The sequence below is a fragment of the Streptomyces sp. V4I8 genome (assembly GCF_041261225.1).
In the GTDB taxonomy this organism is placed as follows: domain Bacteria; phylum Actinomycetota; class Actinomycetes; order Streptomycetales; family Streptomycetaceae; genus Streptomyces.
Map to the genome: position 1 here is coordinate 201,263 of NZ_JBGCCN010000004.1, position 20,528 is coordinate 221,790.

Genomic DNA, 20,528 nt, shown 5'->3' on the forward strand with positions numbered 1-20,528 from the left:
GGAAAGCGGGCGTGGGACACGACTTGTCCGATTGGCCGCCGACGTCAAACGCATCCCGAAGGCGCCCGCGTCACCCAGCGGCAGATTGCTTGCCTCGCTCGTCCAACAGGTCAGGAAGCCAGCAGGCCCGAGCTCCGCCACATACGCCGGCCCACACCCTTCAGGATGCCGACTTCGTCGAGGAACTCGGTGAGCCGCTTGGCGCCGGACTGCATTACCTCGCGGCGGTGGGGACTCGCCTTCACCTGCGCCAGGGCTTCGCGGCGGTCGAGACCCACGTTCGTATAGACCTGGGGGTTGATGAAGGCCTCGGACATGACCTGTGCCGCTCCGCCGCAGCCGATACGGGTCAGCTCCTTCTCCCAGCGCGGGCACGACATCATCTGGCGGCGCAATTCCTCGCGCGCATACCGCACATGCCGCGCCTCTTCCACCACATGGATCCGGGTGACCCCGCGGACCAGCGGCTGAACCCGCTCGTCCGGGAAGGTGAGCCGCTGCATCCAGTCCAAGATCTCCTCGCCGAGCAATGTCGCCGCGAACGAACCCGGTGTCGTGGACACCGTCTTGAGCACACGTGCGAGGTTGTGGTGCACCCGACTCACTGGGTACGCGGGAGTCGCCCCTTTCTGGATCATGCGGGCGAACATGGTGGAGTGGCGGCACTCATCGGCGATCTCGGTGAGCGCGTAGCGGACGTGCGCACTGGTGATCGGCTTGTCGTAGATGTGCCGGACGAGCAGTTGCATGAGAATGATCTCGAACCAAATACCCAGCGATGCCAGCGACGCGGCCTCGTGCCGGGCCAGCTCCATGCGCTGTTCCTCCGACATCCGTCGCCACAGTGGTGTGTCGTAGAGCGACACCAGTTCCGGCGGCCAGAACCACTTTCCTTCTTCGAACGGCGCGTCCCAGTCGAGCTCGGTATCCGGGTCGAATGAGTTCTTCGCGGAGGAGATCAGCAGCCGTTCCGCAACCTGCTCCCGATCCTTGAGCAGGCCGAGGGAATCGCGTAAGTGAGGTTCGGTCTTGGACGTCATCTTGAGCACACCTTGTTCATGGGTTACCGCTGGTATCGCAGTATTAGAATCCCTGTCAGTAGGAGTGTCAAGCGCTGCCCAGCCGCCGTCACGTGCTGCGATGCACTTCTGGCGCTCAATTGCTCAAGCGGCGTTGGGTATTTGGGGGCAGTGAACGTCAAGTGATGTTGCGGATGAGTGCCTGCGGGCGCTGACCGCTCCCTGGCCGGGTGCAGTCAGCTCTCGCCCGCCTTGCATTGGCGCGTCATCAAGTTCGCCGGTTCCCCTCCCATACTCTGGACTTTGTACGGTCGACCGGCGACGCAGGATGAGTGAGCCATGAGCGCGATGGCGCTCTGCACACGAGGAATCCTTGAAAGGGTCGAGAATCCTTGAGAGGGCCGATACCGACATCAGCGTAAGATCGCCCGCAGCCTTCCGGGCTGAACCGCTTCGGCTTCGATCTCCGGTACGGTGGTTTCTCCGCCGTCGGCATCGACGCCGACTTCTGCGACGGCTTCTCCACCGGGCTTCTACGTCAGCGTGTACCGGTCGCGTCTCCAGCGCGGGTGACCCCCTGTGGTGGCCACACCCGCGGTGTGGCCACCACTGTGGGGTGCCGGTACCGATCAGGACAAGGCCCTCATCAGAGGAGTCAGGCAGTCCGCGGTTACGTTGAGTGCCGCCGTCAGCCACTTCTTGCGCTCCCCCTCCGTGAGGCTCGGGGGGAGTGGCAGGTCGATCCGCTCGGTCGTGCCGCCGGGCTGATACGCCCTGGCGAAGGGCTCGTAGTCCTTCCTGAGTGCCTGGCTGATGAGCGGTAAAGCGATGCTGGTCATCGCCGCCACGAGCCCGAAGAACTTCTCATTGCCGCGGTACTCGGGCGGGACCCTCTCCGCGATCTGAGCATGCAGGTCGGAGTCCTCGACGGAGTACGTCCGCAGTCCGGGCCCGCCGGTCCTGGTGAACTCGTCCATCATCGCCGGAACGAGAACGCGGCCGGAATCGATGAACGCTTTCCAGAAGTTCGGGTCGTAGATGTGGTCGATGTTCTCCAGGGGCTGGCGGATCGCCAGATCTTGCGCACCGACCTGCGGTGCCATCCCCGCCGCGATGGCAGGGGCGAACAGGGCACAGGCCCGCTGCACGTCCGAGAGCCAGGTGTCGGCGGGAGTGGTCGTGGGCGTGGGTGGGGCGCTGGCCCTCTGCACACCGCCGATCAGGCTGTCGACGGCCTTGCCGATGCTCATCGTGGTCATCGTGTGTATTCCTTTCATCGTCGCGCCGCTTCCAGGAGAAGCGGCCGTCGTCGCGGAGTCGGCAGCGGCCGCCGCGGACTTGAGCAGGTCCTCCACCTTCTGGATCAGGTTCCTGCTCACTTCGGTCATGGACACGAGCGTCCGGGAGAGCATTTCTTCCTGGCCGGACGGAGCGAATATGCACGGCGTTTGGCTCATATTGAGGGCCGCCAGAGTGTCTCCGGCTCGTGAGACGAGTTCGGCGACCGGGAGCGTCTCGTCGGCAGCCTGCAAAAGTGAGTAAGTGAACGCGGAAAGCCAGTCGGTGACCGCGCTGCCAGAAGCAGCGGTCTGATCCGGGCGGCACGCCGTGATCAGGATCCCGTTCAGTTCACCGGCGCCGGACACGACGCCCTGCGACGCGAACGCCTCGCCGGGTGGGCTCGCGAGGCTGGCGAGAAGCGAACTTTCGTCGCGCATTGGCGCTCGGCCGAAGGGCTTCACACCGCGCACAGCCGTCAATGCGTTCGCTGCCGCCAGAGACTTGGCCGGGGGAGGCGAAAACACCTTGGCCCTGACGAGGCGCGGCTTTCCTTGAACGAAGAAGGATTTCTCCATGCCACCGGAGTGGCAGGCGTCGATGACCACGGTGAGCACTCCACGGGGAAGCCCTGCGGTGCGGCGGACCAGTTCGGTGTCCTCCAAGAACTCGTCGTAGCAGCAGAGGACTTCTGTCAGCACATCGCCCTTGAGATGTCGGTACCCATGGGACGACTGGAAGAAGACCCTGTGATCTCCCGGCTGTGCACCATCACTGAGCCAGTCCAAGCCTTCTCTGATGTTGTCGAGCCTGGCATCGGCGTCATGCAGAAACCTAATCTCGGAATCAGCGAAACCCAGTCGGCCCAGCAGTTTCCCGAATTCTTCCGTGTCCGCTACGCAGCTGTTCAGGCGGTTGGTCGGGTCAGGGTACTCATCTATGCCGACGAGCAGTGCGCGATCTGTCATCACATCCCACTTTCTGTTCCACCGTTCGAGGATCGGTTTCGCAGAATCCGCATCGGGCCCCAGGCAATGCGGATCCGATTCTTCGAGTGCAACCGGTGAACGACCTTTTCGCGCGCAACAGGACACACGGACTGGTGTGAACTCATGCTCATACTTGGCCGTTTCCTCAGCGTCGGCAACCGCAACGAACAGCAACCAGTGACTTAAGGGCCATTGAGCCAGCATCGGAGGTATCACATGCCACGGCCGGGGCAGAGCCGCAGGGTGGAGCATGACGAACTGACGGAGCGCATCGCGATGGGGCTGATTTTGCGGACCTTCCCGCCTGAGCTGGTGGATTTGGCGGTCAGCTCCTGCGGGCGCGCCGAGCGCCGCAGCCGACTGCTGCCCGCGCGCACGACCGTCTACTTCATCCTGGTCATGTGCCTTTTCCCGCACCAGGGTTACGCCAGGGTGGCTGAGCTCCTCAACGAAGGGCTCACGCGTGCCCGGCTGGTCCACGGCCCACGCCCGGTGCCCACGACCGCCGCGATCTCACGCGCCCGGATCCGCCTTGGAGCGGAACCCCTGGCCGCGCTCTTCAAGGAAGCGGTACGGGCTTCCCCCACTCCGCCCATGTCAGTCAACCACTATCGGAACTGGAAGGTGATGACCGCCGGCCTTACAACCGTCGCCTTACCGGACAGCCCCGACAACCGCACCCACTACGGCTTACCCGCCGCATACCCAGCACTCGGTGACCCCCCGTGCGCTGACTCGGACAACGGCGTGCTGCCCCGCATCCATGTGGTGGCCCTGGCGGAACACGACACTCGGACCATTCGCCATGCCGTGCTTGAGCGGCCACCGACTCGTACGGCCGGGACACTCGCGCGAGAACTGTGCGCTCCATTGAAGTCGGGGGATCTGCTGCTGGCCGGCGAAGGGTTCCTCGATCCCGCCACTTTCGCCGTCACCCGAGCCAACGGCGCCGACCTGCTCTGGCGGATCCACTGCACTTCTGTCAGCCACGACATCGCTCATCTCCGCGACGGCTCGCGACTGTGCACGCTGCATGACCACCCGCGCAAAGTCCGAGTCATCGAGCCGGCTCCACCCAGCCAGGGTGAGTCCATGATGCCGACCTTGCTCGCCACGACCGTCCTTGACCACGAGGCCGCCCCGGCCGCGGAACTGGCCTCCCTGTCCCAACACCGCTGGTGTCTGCGCGGCTCGCTGGCCACATTGGGTCCCGGCACCCCTCAGGTGCTGCGTTCACGCTGGCCCGACGGCGTGGAGCAGGAGATCTGGGGCCATCTCCTCGTCCATCACGCCATCCACCGGTTGCTCTACGTCTGACCTCGCACTCCGCGGACGGCGCTCGGCTCGCACCTAGTGGGTGAGACATTCATGACACCCCGTTGACCTGGGTCGCATCACCTCGGCGTCCCGCTTCCCACCGGATTCCGACCAAGTTCCCACCATCTTGTGACATCAGCCGGTGAGGGTGTGCCGACATGGCAGCACTTGACACTCGGGCCCGTATCGCCCGGTTGCTACAGCGCACCGGGTTCGGCGTGCGTGCGACGGACGTGGACTTCGCGATGGCGGCCGGGTTCGACGGCACCCTGGACGCGATCCTGGAGGGCGGCCGTGATCCGGGCGCCGAAGCCACCCCGGCCCCTGACATCGGTCCCTTACCCCCGCGCAATGTGAAGGACGCATGCGCCCTTCAGCGGTACAGGGAGGCCAGAAACCAGCAGCGGGAACGGCTGACTCTGTGGTGGCTCGACCGCATGACCGCTGCCCACCGCCCCTGGCGGGAGAAGCGGACGTTTCTCTGGCACGACCACTGGGCGACCTCCATCCAGAAGGTCGAATCCGGCAGGGCCATGCTCGTCCAGAACGAGACCCTGCGCCGCCTCGGCGACGGCGACTTCCGCAAGCTGGCCCGTCATATGGTCACGGATCCGGCGCTGATGCGCTGGCTGGACGCGAGCAGCAACGTCGCGAACGGGCCCAACGAGAACCTCGCCCGCGAGCTCATGGAACTGTTCGTCCTCGGAGTCAACAACTACAAGGTGCGTGACATCCGTCAGGCCGCCGCCGCCCTCACCGGCTGGACTATCGACATGAGTGGCAAGGACGGTTGGCGACCGGTCTTCCGCCCCCGGTTGCACGCGCAGGGGCCGCAGACGGTACTCGGCCGCACCACGGACTTCACGGCCCAGACCCTGGTCGACCACCTCGTCGATCAGCTGGCAAGCCCCCGCCATGTCGCCTCCCGGTTCTGGGCACGGCTGGTTTCCGCCGAGCACCCCCCGTCCAAACAGAGCATGGAACGGATGGTTCGCGCCTACGGCAAGAAGCACAACGTCAGCCGGATGCTGCGCGCCCTGTTCACCGACCCGGCGTTCGCCGACGAGGACAACGTGCTGGTCAAACAGCCGGTCGAATATGTCGTCGGCTCGCTGCGCGCCTTCGGAGTCCGTCCGGCCAAACTGCCGCCGCAGTCCCGTCAACAGCTCCTGGGCACCCTGGGCGGTCTAGGTCAGGTGCCCTTCGCCCCGCCCAACGTGGGCGGCTGGCCACACGGCGCGACCTGGCTGACCACGTCCGCCGCCGCGGTCCGCATTCCGTTCGCACAGCGGCTCGCGGGGTGGGCCGACCTCTCCGCGATCGAGCAGGAGTACGCGACCGAGCGCCCAGCGGTGCTGGCCCGGCTGCTCGGCGTCGACGAATGGAGCAGGCAGACCACCGCCGTGCTGGCCGCAGCGGCAGAAGACCCGCGCCGCGTCACCGCGATCGCGTTGACCGCGCCCGAATACCTCGTACAACCCTGAGCCCCAGCGGCCTGGCGTATCTGAAGGAGATCCACAGGTGGACACCTGGAGCCGACGCAAGTTCCTCACGGCGAGCGGAGTGGTTGCCGCCACGGCCCTCGCCGCGGGGACCAGAGCCCAGGGAGTGGAGGAGTTCTTGGGCTCCGCTACCCCGGAAGGCGCGGACAGCAGCGCCCCGGTGCTCGTCCTGGTCACCCTCTATGGCGGCAACGACGGCCTCAACACGGTCGTTCCGGCGTGGGACAAGGCCTACCAGGCCGCACGTCCCGGCCTCGCCTACCGCCCGGGCGAGGTCCTGCCGCTCGGCGAGCAGCTCGGCCTCAACCCGGGCATGAAGGGCTTCAAGAAGCTGTGGGACCAGAAGAAGCTGGCGATCGTGCGCGGGGTGTCGTATCCACGACCCGACCGCAGCCACTTCCGGTCCATGTCCATCTGGCAGACGGCTTCCCCCGCCCACTCGGTCCCCAGCGGATGGCTCGGCCGGTGGCTGGACGGGCAGAAGGACAATGACCCGTTGCGCGCCGTGTCCATCGGCGCCACGCTCCCTCCGCTGCTGGCCGGGGAGAAGACCGCGGGCGCGGCAGTACAGCTCAATGGGCTCAACGTGCAGGCTCCGTGGCACACCGTGTGCAAGGAACTGGCGAAGGCCCGGGGCCGGCGTGCACCCGCTGCAGGCGCGAGCCGCGACGTCGCTCGGCGATCTGACGAAGGTGGCCACGGCCTTCGGCAAGGAGGACGGACACGAGGACGACCACCCTCAGGACCCGGCAGAGCCGCCCGTCCCGCCGAAGCCGCACGACCCCTGCGACAAGGATGCCGAGAAGCCCACTGCGAAGGACCGCGCGGGAGAGGACTCTGCCAAGGGGGCCTCAGCGGGCGGGCAGGGCCAGCTCGGCCGACAGCTCGCCGTGGTCGCCAAGGCCATCACCGCGGGCGTGCCCACCCGCGCGTACAGCGTCAGCCTTGGCGGCTTCGACACGCACTCGAACGAGAAGGGCACCCAGTCGCAGCTGCTGGGACAGATGGACCGTGACATCAGCGCCTTCCTGGACGAGATGCGCAGGACACCGGCCGGCCGCCGCGTGGTCGTCGCCGTCTACTCCGAGTTCGGCCGCCGGGTCAAGGCCAACGCCAGTGACGGCACCGACCACGGCACCGCAGGTCCGGTATTCATCCTCGGCGAACGGGTCAAGGGGGGTTTCTACGGCGAGCAGCCGAGCCTGCGCAAGCTCGACAACGGGGACATGTTTATGACGACGGACTTCCGCGACGTCTATGCGACCCTGCTGGAACGAGTCCTGGACACCGACCCGGGCAAGGTGCTCTACGGCCACAACAAGACGCTGGACTTCATCTGAGTGACACATGTGTCACCGGCGAAGTCAGCCTTCCGCCGCGAGGGCTTCCATCAAGGCGGCGGTCTCCGGGTCGTGCGCGGCGGTCACGGCGAGTACCGCGGTGAACTGATCGACCAGCCAGTTTCGTAGTTCCTCGAGTGATGGCTGCTTGCCCTCGTCGAGCCAGATGAGTGAGGCTGCCTCGACGGCGGTGATCCACATCCGCACGGTCATCCGCAGTCGCAAGCCGGGTTCAGTGGTGTTGAGATGGCGGAGGATGTGCTCGACGGCAGCCCGCCGTACGCCGTCGACGATCGTCGTGGTCCGGGACGTTTCGACGACGCTGCCGCCCTGGAGAAGTGCGCTGAAACCGATGTCGTGCTCATCGACGAAAGCGAGGTAACGGTCCAGCACCCGCACTAATCGGGGCAGGCGAGGGCCCTGCCGGGGCTCGTCGAAGCATTGCTTGAGTTGCTCCGCGGCCGATGTGAGGGCGGCCTCGTACAGCTGTTGCTTGCCGCCCGGGAAGTACCGGTAGACCAGTGGACGGGACACGCCGGCCGCAGCCGCCACGTCGTCCAGCGATACGTTCTCGGGCGCGCGGGTCGCGAAGAGGCGCAGCGAGGTCTCAAGTAATTGGCTGCGGCGTTCCTCGACGCTGAGGCGCCGGTAAGCGGGGGTGGGGGCGTGCGGGGACATGACGTGCAGCGTAATCGCCGGACGTCCACTCCACCTCACGGCATGTCAGGCGGTCCATCACCGGCTCATGGGTCAGTGCTTGTCAGGCTTCCGGCGCGCGCAATACATATCCGACACCCCGACGGGTGTGGATGAGCGGTGGACCAGCGCGGTCCAGCTTCCGGCGTAAGTAAGATATATACGACTTAAGTACGGACGTGTTGCCTCTGCCGTAGTCCCACACGTGCTCCATCAGCTGCTTGCGGGTCAGTACGCGCCCAGCATTGGTCAGCAGATGATGGAGCAGCCGGTACTCCGTGGGCGACAGATCCACTGTCCGTCCCCCGCGCCGCGCCTGGTAGGTACCTGGCTCCAGCTCAAGGTCGGCGCAGCACAGCAGAGTGCCGCCTTCCGATCCCCGGTGGACAGCCGTGCGGCGCAGCACCGCCCGCACCCGGGCCGCGACCTCCGCCAGCCGCAGTGGCTTGGTGATGTAGTCATCCGCGCCCAGGTCCAGCCCGTTGGCGACGTCGTCCCCGCTCGCCTGCTCCGTCACGAACACCACCGGCACCCTGGCTCCTCCCGCACGCAGCCGCCGCAGCACCTCGAAGCCATCGAGGTCGGGTAACACGACGTCTAACAGCACCAGGTCATGCCCGCGCTCACGCACCGCTGCCAGTGCCTGTCGGCCACCGGCGGCTTCGTCCACCTCATAACCGAGGAAACGCAAAGACGGGGCCAGCACATCGACGTTGGCCGGTCCGTCGCCCACTACCAGCAGCCGCTGGCCCGATCTCTCCTCCATAAGCCCCCCAAACGGTCACCTGGCTTCAGACATTTACGTCGCAGACTGTCTGGTGGGGCACCATGAACGCAAGAATCGGGCATGTGATCTGGGACGACAGCCGATGCTGTCGCTTCTGTGGGCGTCTGGGCTTTGCGTAAGCCAATCAACGGAGGATGCGGGGCCGGGGGAAGCGATGGCAGCCCTGTGAGCACCAGTCAGGATCAGGTGCCGCCCAATCGGGCCCAGAAGTCCGCGTCCGCCTGCCCGTCGACCGTGATGGAGGCAACCGGCACGCCGTTGTCCTCCACCAGGTAACACTCACCCACACCGACGGCCGAGCCGTCCTGGTCTTCCTGAAGGACCTGCCGCGTCTGGTCCGTCTCTGCTCCACGCTCACGCAGCCAGGCGCCGGCCTGCTCCCAGAGCGACGCGACCACACCGACCTCGGATTCGAGGGGAGACCGGATCACCACGTCGGTGCCGACTCGAGCTTTCGAGCGCTCGTAAGCGATGATGTGCCGGTCGCCGGCCAGGCAGTTGATCACCGTGCGTACAGGGCGGCCCTCCTTCGTGTAGCCGGTGCAGATGTGGACTCCGACCGGCGTGCCGGCGGTCAGCTGTAACCGTTCGGTTTCGTCGGGCGTGGGCATGCGTACGTGGATCTCGTCGAGCGCCCGAACCTGCTCGTATCCCAGCTCCATGAGGACCGCGTTGGTGCCTCGGGCCATGCCGACTGGAGCCGCGATCTCCGTGTCTTTGACCAGGTCGAACGGGAAATAGCTGTCATTGGTGTTGTACGCGACACCGTCGACGAACCGGGTGCGCATACGCACGACAACGGGCGTGCCCTCGTTGAGCTGGAGGCGTTCGCGCACGTCGCGGGACGGTTGAACGATCTTGACATTGATCGTCTGCGACACCTCCCGTCCCTCTTCGTGCAGTTGGGTAATGAAGGACTCCATCTCAGGACTGAGCGGGCGCTTCCTGAACTCCGCTTGGGGCCGGTACACGATGCGCTGAGGAGGTCGCACCGAATTCCCCTGGGCCTGGTCGGGGACGATCAACCCCTCGTCGATCAGGAGTCTGAGGCCTTGTGCGGCAATAGCACGCGTCGTTTTCCACTCTGCGGCGATCTCCGCCTCGGAGGGCAGCTTTGTCCCCGGCTGGAGCACACCATTGGCGATATCGGAACGGAGCTTGTCCGCGATTTGCTGGTGGAGGGCGCCATGAGGATTGTCGGTTGCCATGGAAGTGCGTACCTCCTAGCGCCAATGACCACGAGTGGGAGCTTCCCCGGAGTGGTCACTGAGCGGGTGACGGGCGGCTGGCCTAGCAGGCGAACCCCTCGAACCTGTTGAGCGAGATAACTGATGCCTCAATCCGCCAGGGGCCGCATTGACGACTCATCCTGCCGCACCCGTCCGGCCACAGGGACTCATGGAGTAGTTCGCGATGGACATCGTCACCCAGGAGGGTGACCATCGCGGCGCGCACTGTGCCTTCGCCTGGGCCACTGACCCTCGTGACCGCACATCAACGAGCACATTCTCATTATGGCTGGGGACGGGAGCTGAAACGTCTCGACCCGGTCAATAATTCGCCTCTCGTCCTGTATTTCAGCCCGGGTATTGCCTCATTGAGACAGTACGTCGTTCTGGTGGACTATGACACGACAGGCGCCGTGTGGCGTCGCAGAAGACGAAGGAGTAAGGCGTGCCCGTATCTCCGGTGAAGCAAGCACTGATTCTGGCGGGTGGTCAAGCGACCCGCATGCGCCCCTACACGGAAGACGCCCCCAAGGCGATGGTTCCCATTGCTGGGTCCCCGATTATCGGCTACCAGCTGGCCTGGCTCGCGGAGCACCACGTGAAGTCCGTGACGGTCAGCGGTGGTTACAAACACGCCGTGATTGAAGAGTATGTGGGCGACGGAACCCGCTTCGGCCTGAAGGTCCGCTACGCCATCGAGGACGAGCCGTTAGGTCGAGGAGGGGGACTCAAGTTTGCCGCTCGGTTCCTCGCCGACCCGGACCGCCCCTTCTTCGTCCTGAACGGCGATGTGATCACCGCTTTCTCACTCGCGGACTTCGCCGACTTCCACCACAAGCAGGCCGGATCGGTCACCGTTGCTCTGGCCCCCTACCGCTCGAACTGGGGAGTGGCCGACCTGGACGGAGACCGTATCCGAGGATTTGTTCAGTCTCCACAACTCCCGTACTGGATCAACGCCGGCATCTACCTCTTCACGCCTGGCGTGGTACGCATGCTGCCGAAAAAGGGAGACCACGAGGACACCACATTTCCGCGACTCGCCGAAGCCGGCCGGCTCATTGGCTATCGCGTGTCCGGCTACTGGCGCGGTATCGACACCGTCAAGGATGTGAGGGAAGCCTCTGCGGAAGTTCAGGCTTCCGGGCGAATGTTGCCCGCGGATTTCCACACAACCGACCCCAGCATCTCGTAATGGCTCAGCAGTGCAACTGTCCGGTTGCTTCGCTGTGTTGAGACTGAAGGGTTGCCGCGGTCCCTGGGCCGGGGTGCTCGGGGCCATGGGCGTGCGACGCCTGGAGCAGCGCAATCATACAAAAAGTTTAGAATAGGGCATGGCATCGAACTTGCTCTGACCGAATGGCAGTTGCGGCCGGGGCTTCCTCCTTGCCTTGAAGAAGTGACGTGGTAGCGGCGACATGTGAGGGCGTGAATAACGTGAAGGACAAGTCCGTCTTATCTCAGTGGAGCAAGATCGTGGGGACGGTCTTGGTCCTCGCCGTCGCTGTCGGGTGCACGTCCTCAACAGACGAGAACGATGCGGCTTCCTCCACACCTTCCTCGTCCGGTGATTTAGCCGTTGGCGACACCCTTGTCTGGTCCCCATGTGCATTGCCGGGCGAGCCGAAACGTCAATGTGCCACTGTGCGCGTACCAGTCGATGCCGCCAATCCACAGGAAGGAAAGGTGGACATCGCCATTTCGCGGCTGCCCGCGGCCAAGGAAAATGAGCGAATCGGCGCACTGGTATGGGCCAGCGGCGTGCCGGGCCTGTCCGGTCTGTATGTGCCGGCCCCCCTGCTGCCGCCGGAGTTGTCCGACCGCTTCGATCTGATCGGCTTCGATGCGCGCGGCACAGGCATGAGCGGAACGGTGAAAGAGTGCGGGGACACGCCTGACATGCTGCAGAAACTGAGGAAAGCGAAGGATCTGGCCAAGGCCGAGAACGGGAAGAAGCTCGCCGCGGCCGCCCGCACCTACACGGACCAGTGCGCAAGGAAGCTCGGGCCCCTCGCCGAGCATCTGGGAACCCGAGACGTCGCACGCGACATCGAAGCGATCCGTGCCGCGCTCGGTGAGGAGAAGATCAGCCTGCTGATGGGCTCGTATCGAACGATGCTCGCGCAGGCCTATCTGAGTGCCTACCCGGACCGGGTGCGCGCGGCAGTACTGGACGGCACGATGGACCCCGCCGTCGCCGGGCCCCTGGCGACGATCGAGTATTCGGGGGCCATGGACGAAGCGGCGGGTACGGGCGATGAAGACGAAGCCAATCGCCAGACGCTGCGCACTCTGCTCTCGGGGTTCACTCCCTGGTGCCGCGCCCACACAAGCGCCTGTCCGCTCCATGCTGACCCAGTGGGCGGTGCGGAGCAGGCCGCCGGCCTCAAGGGGGGAGGCTCGGGCGACAAAGCGACGCGTACGAAGGCCGTATTGCAGGCCGCCAGCGCGGCAGCCCTGCTGCCGGACCTGTGGCCTGACCTCGCCTCGGCGCTGCAGTCGGCTCGGGACGACGCGGACCTGACAGCCTTGAAGACGTTGGCCGCTGGGGGCGTACCCCAACAGCTCACCGATCTGCAGGAGGAACAGGACCTGGGCTACAGCCTCGGCGCGCTATGCGCCGACTACGCATGGCCGGACAGTGTCGACGGCATCCTTCAGGCATACGCGAAGACAGGGGCTCCCGAGGCTGGGAGCCGTGCCGCCGAATACCTGCCGTGCGCCGATTGGCCTCGTCCCACGAAGCCGCTGGGGGCGCTGCGAGGCTCCCAGCGCATCACGCCGCTGGTCATCCATGGCGAACACGACCCGATTGCCGGCATCAAGGGCGCACGTGCCACCGCGAAGCGACTCAAGGCCCATCTGACAACTTTCCCAGGAACCAGCCATGTCGCGACGGCCACCGGCGTGGAATGCGCTCAGAGGGCGGCGGTTGCCTACCTCATTTCGGGTAAGGCAGAAAATCTGCCCGCCTGTTGAGTAATCGCCCACATTTGCGCTAAGGGTGCGAAATCTGTGCAAGTTCTTCAACTTCGGCGGCTAAATTATCGACCCGGCGGAGTACCTGCAATACATCGCCCAGCGTAGGTCGATCCACGTCGACCCATGCCGACCCTTCACGGGAGAGCTGCGGGACAACCGCTTGAGCAATCAGCTCAATGGTGTCTTGGTGCCCCCGTAAGACCTCGTCAATGTTCACCGCACGAGCGTCAACACCCCAACGCAGTATGTCCCAGGCACGGCGTACCGGCGTTCTTTCGAAGGAAGTCCTGCTCACTTTTTTGATTTCGGATGAGAGCTGGCACTTGATGCCGGCGTGGGGGCGATCGGGTGACGAAGCGGATGATTTTAGTCGCCCCAGGGCGCTCTGAAGCGCATCGAAGGAGAACGGAGCGACGTGAGTGATGGTCATGTCCTCGGATGCGTCCGGTCGGCTGGACAATGTTTCCAGGGCGTTGATCATAGGGTTGAACTCGCCAATTCTGCTGTGGTCGAGCTGTCCTCTGAAGAACTCCGACTCGTAACCGTCTGGAACACCCCGGAAGTAGAGCGGAACCACTACCCCGCGTCGCTTCATCTCATAGAGTGGGATAGCCAGTACGTCTATGGGCCAACCAAGATCTCGAACCGTGGACAGACGGCAATCTGAACTGCTCTCCATGGCGAGTGAGTTGAGCAGCAGATTGACTGCTTCGTCTTTTGTCTGCGCATGCATGTAGCGCTCAGGGGAATGGAAGCTGACCAGACCACGATCAATCTTCTCCAGCATCTCGCGATGGACGATGCTGTTCTCCATGACGTGGGTGAACCGAACGGCGCTGTAGTCCACCTCTCCAGTCGCGGCAGCTCGGGCGAGCTGCCACTCCGTTATCTTCTTGGAGCCGGCGTAGACGTCGGGTGTGTGATACCTCGCAGCTTTACCAGAAGACGAGTAGACACAGTGCCTCACTCTGAATTCTTCGCAAAGCTGAAGCACATTATCCGTACCCGCGATGTTGGAGTGAATAGTCTCTCTGATCTGCTGTTCGGCCCGCGCAGGCTCTCGCTCGGCGGCAAGATGGAAGACCACGTCTGGCCGTTCGGCCTTGAAGATGCGGGCCAGGCTGTCCAGGTCAGCGATGTCACTCCGATAGAACTGCCGCTCGGTGGAGTTGTGGGAACACTGATCTGCTACATCCACCGAGACTATCCTCTTGGGCATGAAATCTGCTGCCGCAGAGATTAGCTCGCTACCGATGTATCCCTCTCCGCCCGTTACCAGGACAGTCCTGCCTTGTAGCTGCTTCCGCACCTGATCGTCGTAGCGGGATATTGTTCGATTGGCGACGTCGCCGAACGGATGCCGATCGAGGTCGCCGGCCTTCTCGTAGATGCTTATGAGCTGCCCTGTCAATTCCATCAGGCGGTCGAGGACGGCTGGATCACGCGGTTCTCCGGAACCGGCAGGAACGAGCGCCTTTATCTCTTCGAATAAGTCTTCTTTTCCCGTATGACGTTCCATGCATCGCCCAAATCTGGTGGTGGTCATGGTGTTCTTTGCAGGATGAGGAGGAGGTTCCAGGTGGCAATTTCGCGGAGGCCGGGAATGCGGGTGATGGCGGTAGGGAAGATGGGCCAGTAGCGGGAACGGACAGTGAGGGGGGTGAGCTGGGGATGTTTGTGGACGTGGCGGAGGATGGGACCGATGTGGATGGGAAAAAGATTGTGGCCGAGAGTGTGCTTAGGGAGTCTTCCGGTCTTTTTCTGGAATCGGGTGCGGGCGTGGTGGTGGCCGAGATAGTGCCAGGGGGCCATTTCGTGTCCGCCCCACGGGGAGAGCCAGTTGGTGAAGGAGGCGTATATGAGTCCGCCGGGTCGGGTGACGCGGATCATTTCGCTGAGGAAAGTGGTGGGATCGGGGACGTGTTCGAGGACGTTGGAGGAGAAGGTGATGTCGGCGGATGCGTCGGCGAAGGGGAGGAGATGGCCGTCGGCGGTGATGGCCCCCGTGGGCGGCGGGCCGTGGGCGGTGAGCTCGGTGGGGTCGGGTTCGATGAGGTAGCAGTGGGCACCGCGGGACTGGAATTCGCGGGTGAAGTGGCCGGGGCCGCCGCCGATGTCGATGACGGTGCGGCCGGTCAGGGGGGTGTAGCGCTCGATCTGCTGGGCGGCGTCGCGGGCGAGGAGGGTGTAACAGTGTTCGGGGTCGCTCTGTTCGCGCAGGAAGGCGCGGAAGAGCGTGAGGGAGCGGCGCCAGGAGGGATCCTTCAAGGGCGCGCTGTCTGTGCTGCCGTCGGCGATGGTGGTCGTGTCGTCGTGCATGGTCTGCTACCTGTCTGGCGTGGTGTGGGTGTGGTAGGCCTCGGTGGCGGCGGTGCGGAAGTGGCGTACGGTGCGGTGCCAGCGGTAGCGGGTGGCGTGTTGGGCTGCGGTGTGGCCGAGGGTGGTGCGGTGGTGGTGGTTGAGGGTGAGGGTGCACCAGGCGGCGGCGAAGGATGATTCGCCGTCGGCGAGGTGGCCGGTGATCTGGTGGGTGATGGAGTCGCGCAGGCCGGGTATGTCGAAGCCGATGGCGGGGGTGTGGCGGGCGGCGGCTTCGGTGATGACCAGGCCCCAGCCTTCGACGAGGGAGGGGTGGAGCAGGAGCCAGGCCTGGCACAGGAGGCGGTGTTTGGTCTGTTCGGAGACGCGTCCGGTGAAGACGACGCCGTCGCCGGCCATGGCTTGCAGGCGGGTGCGTTCGGGTCCGTCGCCGATGATGACCAGGCGTCCGCCGGTGACGGGGCGGACCAGGTTCCAGAGTCTGAGGAGGAGGTCGATGCGTTTGTATTCGACGAGTCGTCCGACGGCTACGAAGAGGGGCTGGGGTGATTTGGGCAGGAGGGGTCCGGGTTCTTCGACGCCGCTGTGGACGATTCTGATGCGGTCGGGGTCGACGCCGATGGCGTGCAGGGCGGTGGCGGTGGAGCCGGACATGGCGACGGTGAGGTTGCGGCGGTGTGCGCCGGCCAGGGCCCAGTGTTCCAGGCGGCGGCCGAGGGGGGCGAGGGGGCCGGGGTAGCGCAGTTGCCAGAGGTCGGAGTGGACGTGGTTGACCAGGCAGAGGGTGGGTCCGTCGTGCCAGAGGGGGGCGAGGTAGGGCATGCCATTGCAGACCTCGACAAGGAGGTCGCAGTCGCCGATCTGGCGGGCGAAGGCGCGTCGGGCGCGCAGGAAGTGGGTGAGGTCACCGCCGGCGGACACGACCCGGTAGTCGCGGTGTGCGGCTGGTCCCCCGCACAGCAGGGTGACCTCGTGGCCGCTGGCGGTCAGTCCCTGGGCCAGCCGGTCCACGAGCAGTTCGGAGCCCCCGGCGGCGGGGTTCGCCAGGTCCCGGCGGGCCAGGAACACGATCCGCCGGGGTACCCGCAGGGCGGGTTCACCCGACGCGGCCAGTGAGCCACGGGCAGGGACGGCAGCCGGAACACTACCGGTCGTCCCGGCACGCGGCGAAGGTAAGTCCTGGGGCATACACGTTCTAACTTGTCTCAGGGCACGGAACCCATACGGGCTGGGAATTCCGCGGCCACCGGCAAAGGACAGACATCTAGCCGCCAGTTTTCGCGCCACCCCCCACTCCAGCTACTCACCACCATGACAATTTCCCCCCACACCCCACCACGTGGCATTCCTCACCCTCCCCGCGAATGACGCCCACCCGAAACACTCCCCCGAACCACCCACACACCACCCACAGTGAAGTGAAGGCGCTACGAAGCCGGCAGGCGCGGCGAGCGGTAACCCACCGGTTTTTCGGCCGTGATGTGCCGGTATGCGACCTCCGCCAGCCGCTCCTGCCCGTCCTTGTCGGGATGGAAGAAGTCCAACCGGCTCAAGTGCTTGACCGTGAAGCGGTAGTCGAAGACCTCGCCGCCGTCGTACCGGCACAACGGGTCCTCACTGCAGACTCTGCGCAATGCTGTGTTGTAGTCCGCCACCCGGTCGTACACGCGCTGTCGTCGCTGCTTCGCTGCCTTGCTGACATCGTCCGGCTTGCTCAGCATCGATTCGCAGATACCCAACTTCCACACGCGCTTGGCGGAAGCGGTGTGCCGGCCTTGAGACCACAGCCGTTTGAGATCCGGGATGCTCGGCACGTACACCTGGGTCGTGGGCAGGGTTTCCCTCAGTTGCTTCAGGGCCGCCTTGAAGTGGGAACGGAACTTGGACACCGGGGTCATCAAGTCAATGCTGTCCCGACATGCGTCGTTCGCACCGATGAGCACCGTCACCAACTGCGGTCGTTCAGCTGTGGCAGCCGTGACCTGCCGGGGCAGGTCGGCCATCGTTGCTCCGGTCTTCGCAAAGTTCCAGCTGCTCCGCTCAGGGTTCCTGAGCAGCCGCTGGGCCACACTCCGGACCTTCGGGTCCGTGCCAGTCGCCCACGACGCCTCGGGGCAGTCAGTCATGGCCTTGCAGGCGTTGAAGCCACGTGTGATGGAATCGCCCAGCGATGCGATCGAGTCGGGACTCGTGTCCCACTGAGCGGTGGGCTTGGTGGCCGGTCCTCGGGGAGCAGGCTCGGCGACACCACCGGCTTCGTCGCAACCAGTGGCAACGAGGAGCCCTGTGAGGACGGCCGTCATCACGATGGTGGCCCGGACGCGGCATGTGTGCCGGTGGATGTCCGGCATCCCTTGCTCCTCTCCGCGAGATGGCGTGCCCATCTATCGGCGAAAGTCGCATAGTTAATGAGCTTACGCACCATTTGTTCTGTGAGCGTGCCGCTGCCTTGCCTGCCGGTGTGAGCCCCTCCGGCAGGTTATGCGCAGCCCCATCACGCAGAAGACCCGGAGGGCCCGATCATCCCGAGTTCCCCGCGCAACTGCTGAGACCGCAGCACCAACTTCAACTCGAACCGACGATCTGGGTCTTCCATCTCGTCTCCCCATAACTCGCGGATCTGCCGGAGCCGGTAGCGGACGGTCTGCGGGTGGACTCCGAGCCGGTCGGCGATCTCGGGCGCCCCGCCGCGTGTCTCCAGCCAGGCCAGCAGTGTCTCCGCGAGTCGACGGCTGCGCGTTGGCCCGCATGCCGCAAGGGGTGACAAGCGACGTCGGGCCAGGTCCGTCAGCAGTTCCTCGGGGGGAAGGAGGACCAGCGCCTCGGTGTGCTCGGCGCAGTGCAGTAACTGCCCAGAGGGCAGCAGTCCGCGGCCGATGAGTTGTACGGCCGTAGTCGCCCAGTGCAGCGATTTGGCAGCCTCGGCAAGCGGCACAGTCGGCCCGATTGCTCCCGCCCAGCCGGGCATGGCACGGCGCAGCAGTTCGGCCCGGCCCGCGGCGTCGGGATCGGGAACCACCATGCGCGGCTGCTCCCACTCCATGTCCAGGAGGACGTCGTGCCCGACCACCGGGGTGACCGCTTCGCGCGCCGGGCGCAGAAGCACCCCGACAGCGACCTGGGACGGCAGTCGCCAACCGATGCGAGCGGCGTGCTCGGCAATGGCATCGGTGCGCTGGTGCTCGGTGAACAGCAGCTCCATGAGTCGGTGTTGGAGTCGCAGGCGCTCACCAACCCGCCGGGCGAAGGCCTCCGCGTTTCCGCGTACGGACTGTGCCACCAGTCCGTCGAGGTACTCGAAGCCGGACTCGACGAGCTCGTACATCGCCGGTGGCGGTATCTCAACGCTCTGCCCGATTTCAGCGAGGCGGCGCCAGGCCAGCCGCACTCCGGGCCGGGAGATGGCCAGGGCGTCCAGAGTGAGTCCCTGTGTGCCCCCCTCGCGTGCGCAATCCTGGAAGATCTCGGGCTGTGCGCCAGGCCGGGCGTCGCCCGAAGTCAGGTGCTCGATGAAGTGCTTGAGTGCCCGTCTCACGCCGATCAGGGCGACCGGTTTCCCCGAGTCATCGAGGACCTGCGGAAGGTCGGGATACTCACGGCGGATCTCGTCCAGGATCGCCTCAGCCAGCCGGGGCACCTCGTCCAGGGCAAGTTCGGCGAACCGCTGCACTCTCAGGCGCGGTACGTCCTTCCAGGCCGGCGGTGTGATCGCGGTCACGGGCCCGGGAAGGAGACTAAGGGAACATTGGACTGCTCCGGGGTGGCATTCCGAACGGCGACGATCCCGACTGCCGTGCAAACTGCGAGCGCACCGGCTGTCACGCAGGTGGCAGCGACGGCCATGAACCTGTACCTGGGGCCTGACATGGGAAGCGAGCCTCTCTTTCCAATGCGGATACTGAGGGGGCAGTTAAGCAGCCCAGTGCAGAAGAAACGTTTTAGCTGCCAAGTGTTAGAGCGACGTTGATTGCTCGTCAAGGAATGGCTGTGTGGTTTCCCGCACATGGAGACTCAACTCTCCATCTAGCGAATGGAGTGCCCTATATGCGTAAATTGCCCTCACCGATGTCCTTAGTCCTGCTGGGAGTCGGCTCGTTTTTGCTGGTTCTCGCGCCGTTGCTCGCCTGGTACGTGGAGCCGCGCGTCAAGCTAATGCCGATCAATACCGACGTCACAACCGCCCTGACCGGCACAGGCAGCTACTTCGACCAGAACTCCGTGTCCGTCAAGAAGAATCAGAAGATCACTGTCACGCAGCGGGCGTTGGGCGACGTGGCCGACAGCGAGCGCACGGGCTATGCCGTCATCGACATGTCATCGACCGTCGACACACCCGAGACTCTGCGGCTGAAGGACCCGCGCAAATCGCTGGAGTGGTCCCGGGAGCGTTTCGTCGTCGACCGCTCGACGAACCGACCGGTGCACTGCTGCGGGGAGAAGCCGTACCACCAAGGGGAGGCGTACGTGAAGTTCCCCTTTGACGTGCAAGAGCGCGACTACCGCTGGTGGGACGGTACTCTTCGCGGCACCGTCCTGCTCCGCTTCGCGGGCATCAAGAAGATCCAGGGTCACGAGGGATACCGCTTCACCGGGACAGTTGAGCCCACGAAGCGGGGGACCCGGCAGGTGCCGGGGGCGCTGGTAGGGCTGCCCAAGCAGAAGCAGGTGATCGCCGAGGAGTGGTACGCCAATGCCGGCATCGAGCTCACCGTCGACCAACGCACCGGCCAGATCATGAATGTGAAGACCGCACCAGAAGTGACGCTGCGGGCACCGGGTTCCAAGTACGACGCGGTGACCCTGCTTCGGAGTGGCGGACTGGAGATGCCCCCCGCCATGCAGCGCGAGCAGGTCGAATTCGCTGCCAAGAACAGCCGCGCTCTGGAGCTCGTTGCCGAGACAGCACCAAAGGCAGGAGGCCTAGTGGGCTCGATACTCGCGTTTGTGGGTGGTGTGTGGGTGGTTCGGGGGAGTGTTTCGGGTGGGCGTCATTCGCGGGGAGGGTGAGGAATGCCACGTGGTGGGGTGTGGGGGGAAATTGTCATGGTGGTGAGTAGCTGGAGTGGGGGG

General features: G+C 64.9%; 16 protein-coding genes and 1 pseudogene. 7 read left to right on the forward strand and 10 right to left on the reverse strand.

Annotated elements, in window-relative coordinates:
* Positions 1-110 precede the first annotated feature (110 nt).
* Both ABIE67_RS50070 and ABIE67_RS50075 read right to left on the reverse strand, forming a co-directional pair.
* On the reverse strand, positions 111-1,040 hold the full coding sequence (locus ABIE67_RS50070) for a diiron oxygenase (RefSeq protein ID WP_370271127.1): 930 nt from the start codon (positions 1,038-1,040) through the stop codon (positions 111-113).
* 608 nt (positions 1,041-1,648) lie between these two features.
* Positions 1,649-3,265, reverse strand: a complete 1,617-nt coding sequence (locus ABIE67_RS50075) for a caspase domain-containing protein (protein WP_370271129.1) — start codon at positions 3,263-3,265, stop codon at positions 1,649-1,651.
* Positions 3,266-3,529: 264 nt separating this feature from the next.
* On the opposite strand from ABIE67_RS50075, the gene ABIE67_RS50080 reads away from it, so the two are divergent.
* From ABIE67_RS50080 to ABIE67_RS50095, 4 genes and pseudogenes are all read left to right on the forward strand, one after another.
* Positions 3,530-4,603, forward strand: a complete 1,074-nt coding sequence (locus tag ABIE67_RS50080) for a transposase domain-containing protein (RefSeq protein WP_370271130.1) — start codon at positions 3,530-3,532, stop codon at positions 4,601-4,603.
* A gap of 158 nt (positions 4,604-4,761) precedes the next feature.
* Positions 4,762-6,087, forward strand: coding sequence for a DUF1800 family protein (locus tag ABIE67_RS50085; protein WP_370271131.1), 1,326 nt, complete (start codon positions 4,762-4,764; stop codon positions 6,085-6,087).
* A 37-nt stretch (positions 6,088-6,124) separates the two neighbouring features.
* A pseudogene (locus tag ABIE67_RS50090) lies at positions 6,125-6,169 on the forward strand (hypothetical protein); the annotation flags it as partial.
* 577 nt (positions 6,170-6,746) lie between these two features.
* On the forward strand, positions 6,747-7,445 hold the full coding sequence (locus tag ABIE67_RS50095; protein ID WP_370271133.1) for a DUF1501 domain-containing protein: 699 nt from the start codon (positions 6,747-6,749) through the stop codon (positions 7,443-7,445).
* Between the two features lie 24 nt (positions 7,446-7,469).
* Here the strand turns inward: ABIE67_RS50095 and ABIE67_RS50100 are convergent, their stop codons facing one another.
* From ABIE67_RS50100 to ABIE67_RS50110, 3 genes are all read right to left on the reverse strand, one after another.
* On the reverse strand, positions 7,470-8,123 hold the full coding sequence (locus tag ABIE67_RS50100; RefSeq protein ID WP_370271134.1) for a TetR/AcrR family transcriptional regulator: 654 nt from the start codon (positions 8,121-8,123) through the stop codon (positions 7,470-7,472).
* 82 nt (positions 8,124-8,205) lie between these two features.
* Positions 8,206-8,907, reverse strand: coding sequence for a response regulator transcription factor (locus ABIE67_RS50105; RefSeq protein ID WP_370271135.1), 702 nt, complete (start codon positions 8,905-8,907; stop codon positions 8,206-8,208).
* A 203-nt stretch (positions 8,908-9,110) separates the two neighbouring features.
* On the reverse strand, positions 9,111-10,136 hold the full coding sequence (locus ABIE67_RS50110) for a GntR family transcriptional regulator (protein WP_370271136.1): 1,026 nt from the start codon (positions 10,134-10,136) through the stop codon (positions 9,111-9,113).
* 466 nt (positions 10,137-10,602) lie between these two features.
* Between ABIE67_RS50110 and ABIE67_RS50115 the strand changes: the two genes are divergently transcribed.
* Both ABIE67_RS50115 and ABIE67_RS50120 read left to right on the forward strand, forming a co-directional pair.
* On the forward strand, positions 10,603-11,352 hold the full coding sequence (locus tag ABIE67_RS50115) for an NDP-sugar synthase (RefSeq protein WP_370271138.1): 750 nt from the start codon (positions 10,603-10,605) through the stop codon (positions 11,350-11,352).
* A gap of 491 nt (positions 11,353-11,843) precedes the next feature.
* Positions 11,844-13,136, forward strand: a complete 1,293-nt coding sequence (locus tag ABIE67_RS50120; protein WP_370271139.1) for an alpha/beta fold hydrolase — start codon at positions 11,844-11,846, stop codon at positions 13,134-13,136.
* Between the two features lie 19 nt (positions 13,137-13,155).
* Here ABIE67_RS50120 and ABIE67_RS50125 read toward each other — a convergent pair whose 3' ends face one another.
* The 5 genes from ABIE67_RS50125 to ABIE67_RS50145 all read right to left on the reverse strand — a co-directional run bounded on the left by ABIE67_RS50125 (position 13,156) and on the right by ABIE67_RS50145 (position 19,176).
* Positions 13,156-14,685, reverse strand: a complete 1,530-nt coding sequence (locus ABIE67_RS50125; protein WP_370271140.1) for an NAD-dependent epimerase/dehydratase family protein — start codon at positions 14,683-14,685, stop codon at positions 13,156-13,158.
* Entirely contained in the window at positions 14,682-15,458 is a 777-nt protein-coding gene (locus ABIE67_RS50130; protein WP_370271141.1) for a class I SAM-dependent methyltransferase, read from the reverse strand. Before ABIE67_RS50130 ends, ABIE67_RS50125 begins: the two co-directional genes overlap by 4 nt.
* A gap of 6 nt (positions 15,459-15,464) precedes the next feature.
* A complete protein-coding gene (locus tag ABIE67_RS50135) occupies positions 15,465-16,646 on the reverse strand; it encodes a glycosyltransferase family 4 protein (RefSeq protein ID WP_370271142.1) in 1,182 nt (393 codons plus the stop codon).
* A 239-nt stretch (positions 16,647-16,885) separates the two neighbouring features.
* Positions 16,886-17,809 (reverse strand): SGNH/GDSL hydrolase family protein, encoded by a 924-nt coding sequence (locus ABIE67_RS50140; protein ID WP_370271143.1) that lies wholly within the window; start codon positions 17,807-17,809, stop codon positions 16,886-16,888.
* A gap of 143 nt (positions 17,810-17,952) precedes the next feature.
* The gene (locus ABIE67_RS50145; protein WP_370271144.1) at positions 17,953-19,176 is read right to left on the reverse strand and encodes a helix-turn-helix domain-containing protein; all 1,224 of its coding nucleotides are present in this window, start codon (positions 19,174-19,176) and stop codon (positions 17,953-17,955) included.
* A 326-nt stretch (positions 19,177-19,502) separates the two neighbouring features.
* Here ABIE67_RS50145 and ABIE67_RS50150 point away from each other — a divergent pair, with 326 nt between their 5' ends.
* Positions 19,503-20,465, forward strand: a complete 963-nt coding sequence (locus tag ABIE67_RS50150) for a DUF3068 domain-containing protein (RefSeq protein ID WP_370271145.1) — start codon at positions 19,503-19,505, stop codon at positions 20,463-20,465.
* The last annotated feature ends 63 nt before the right edge of the window (positions 20,466-20,528 follow it).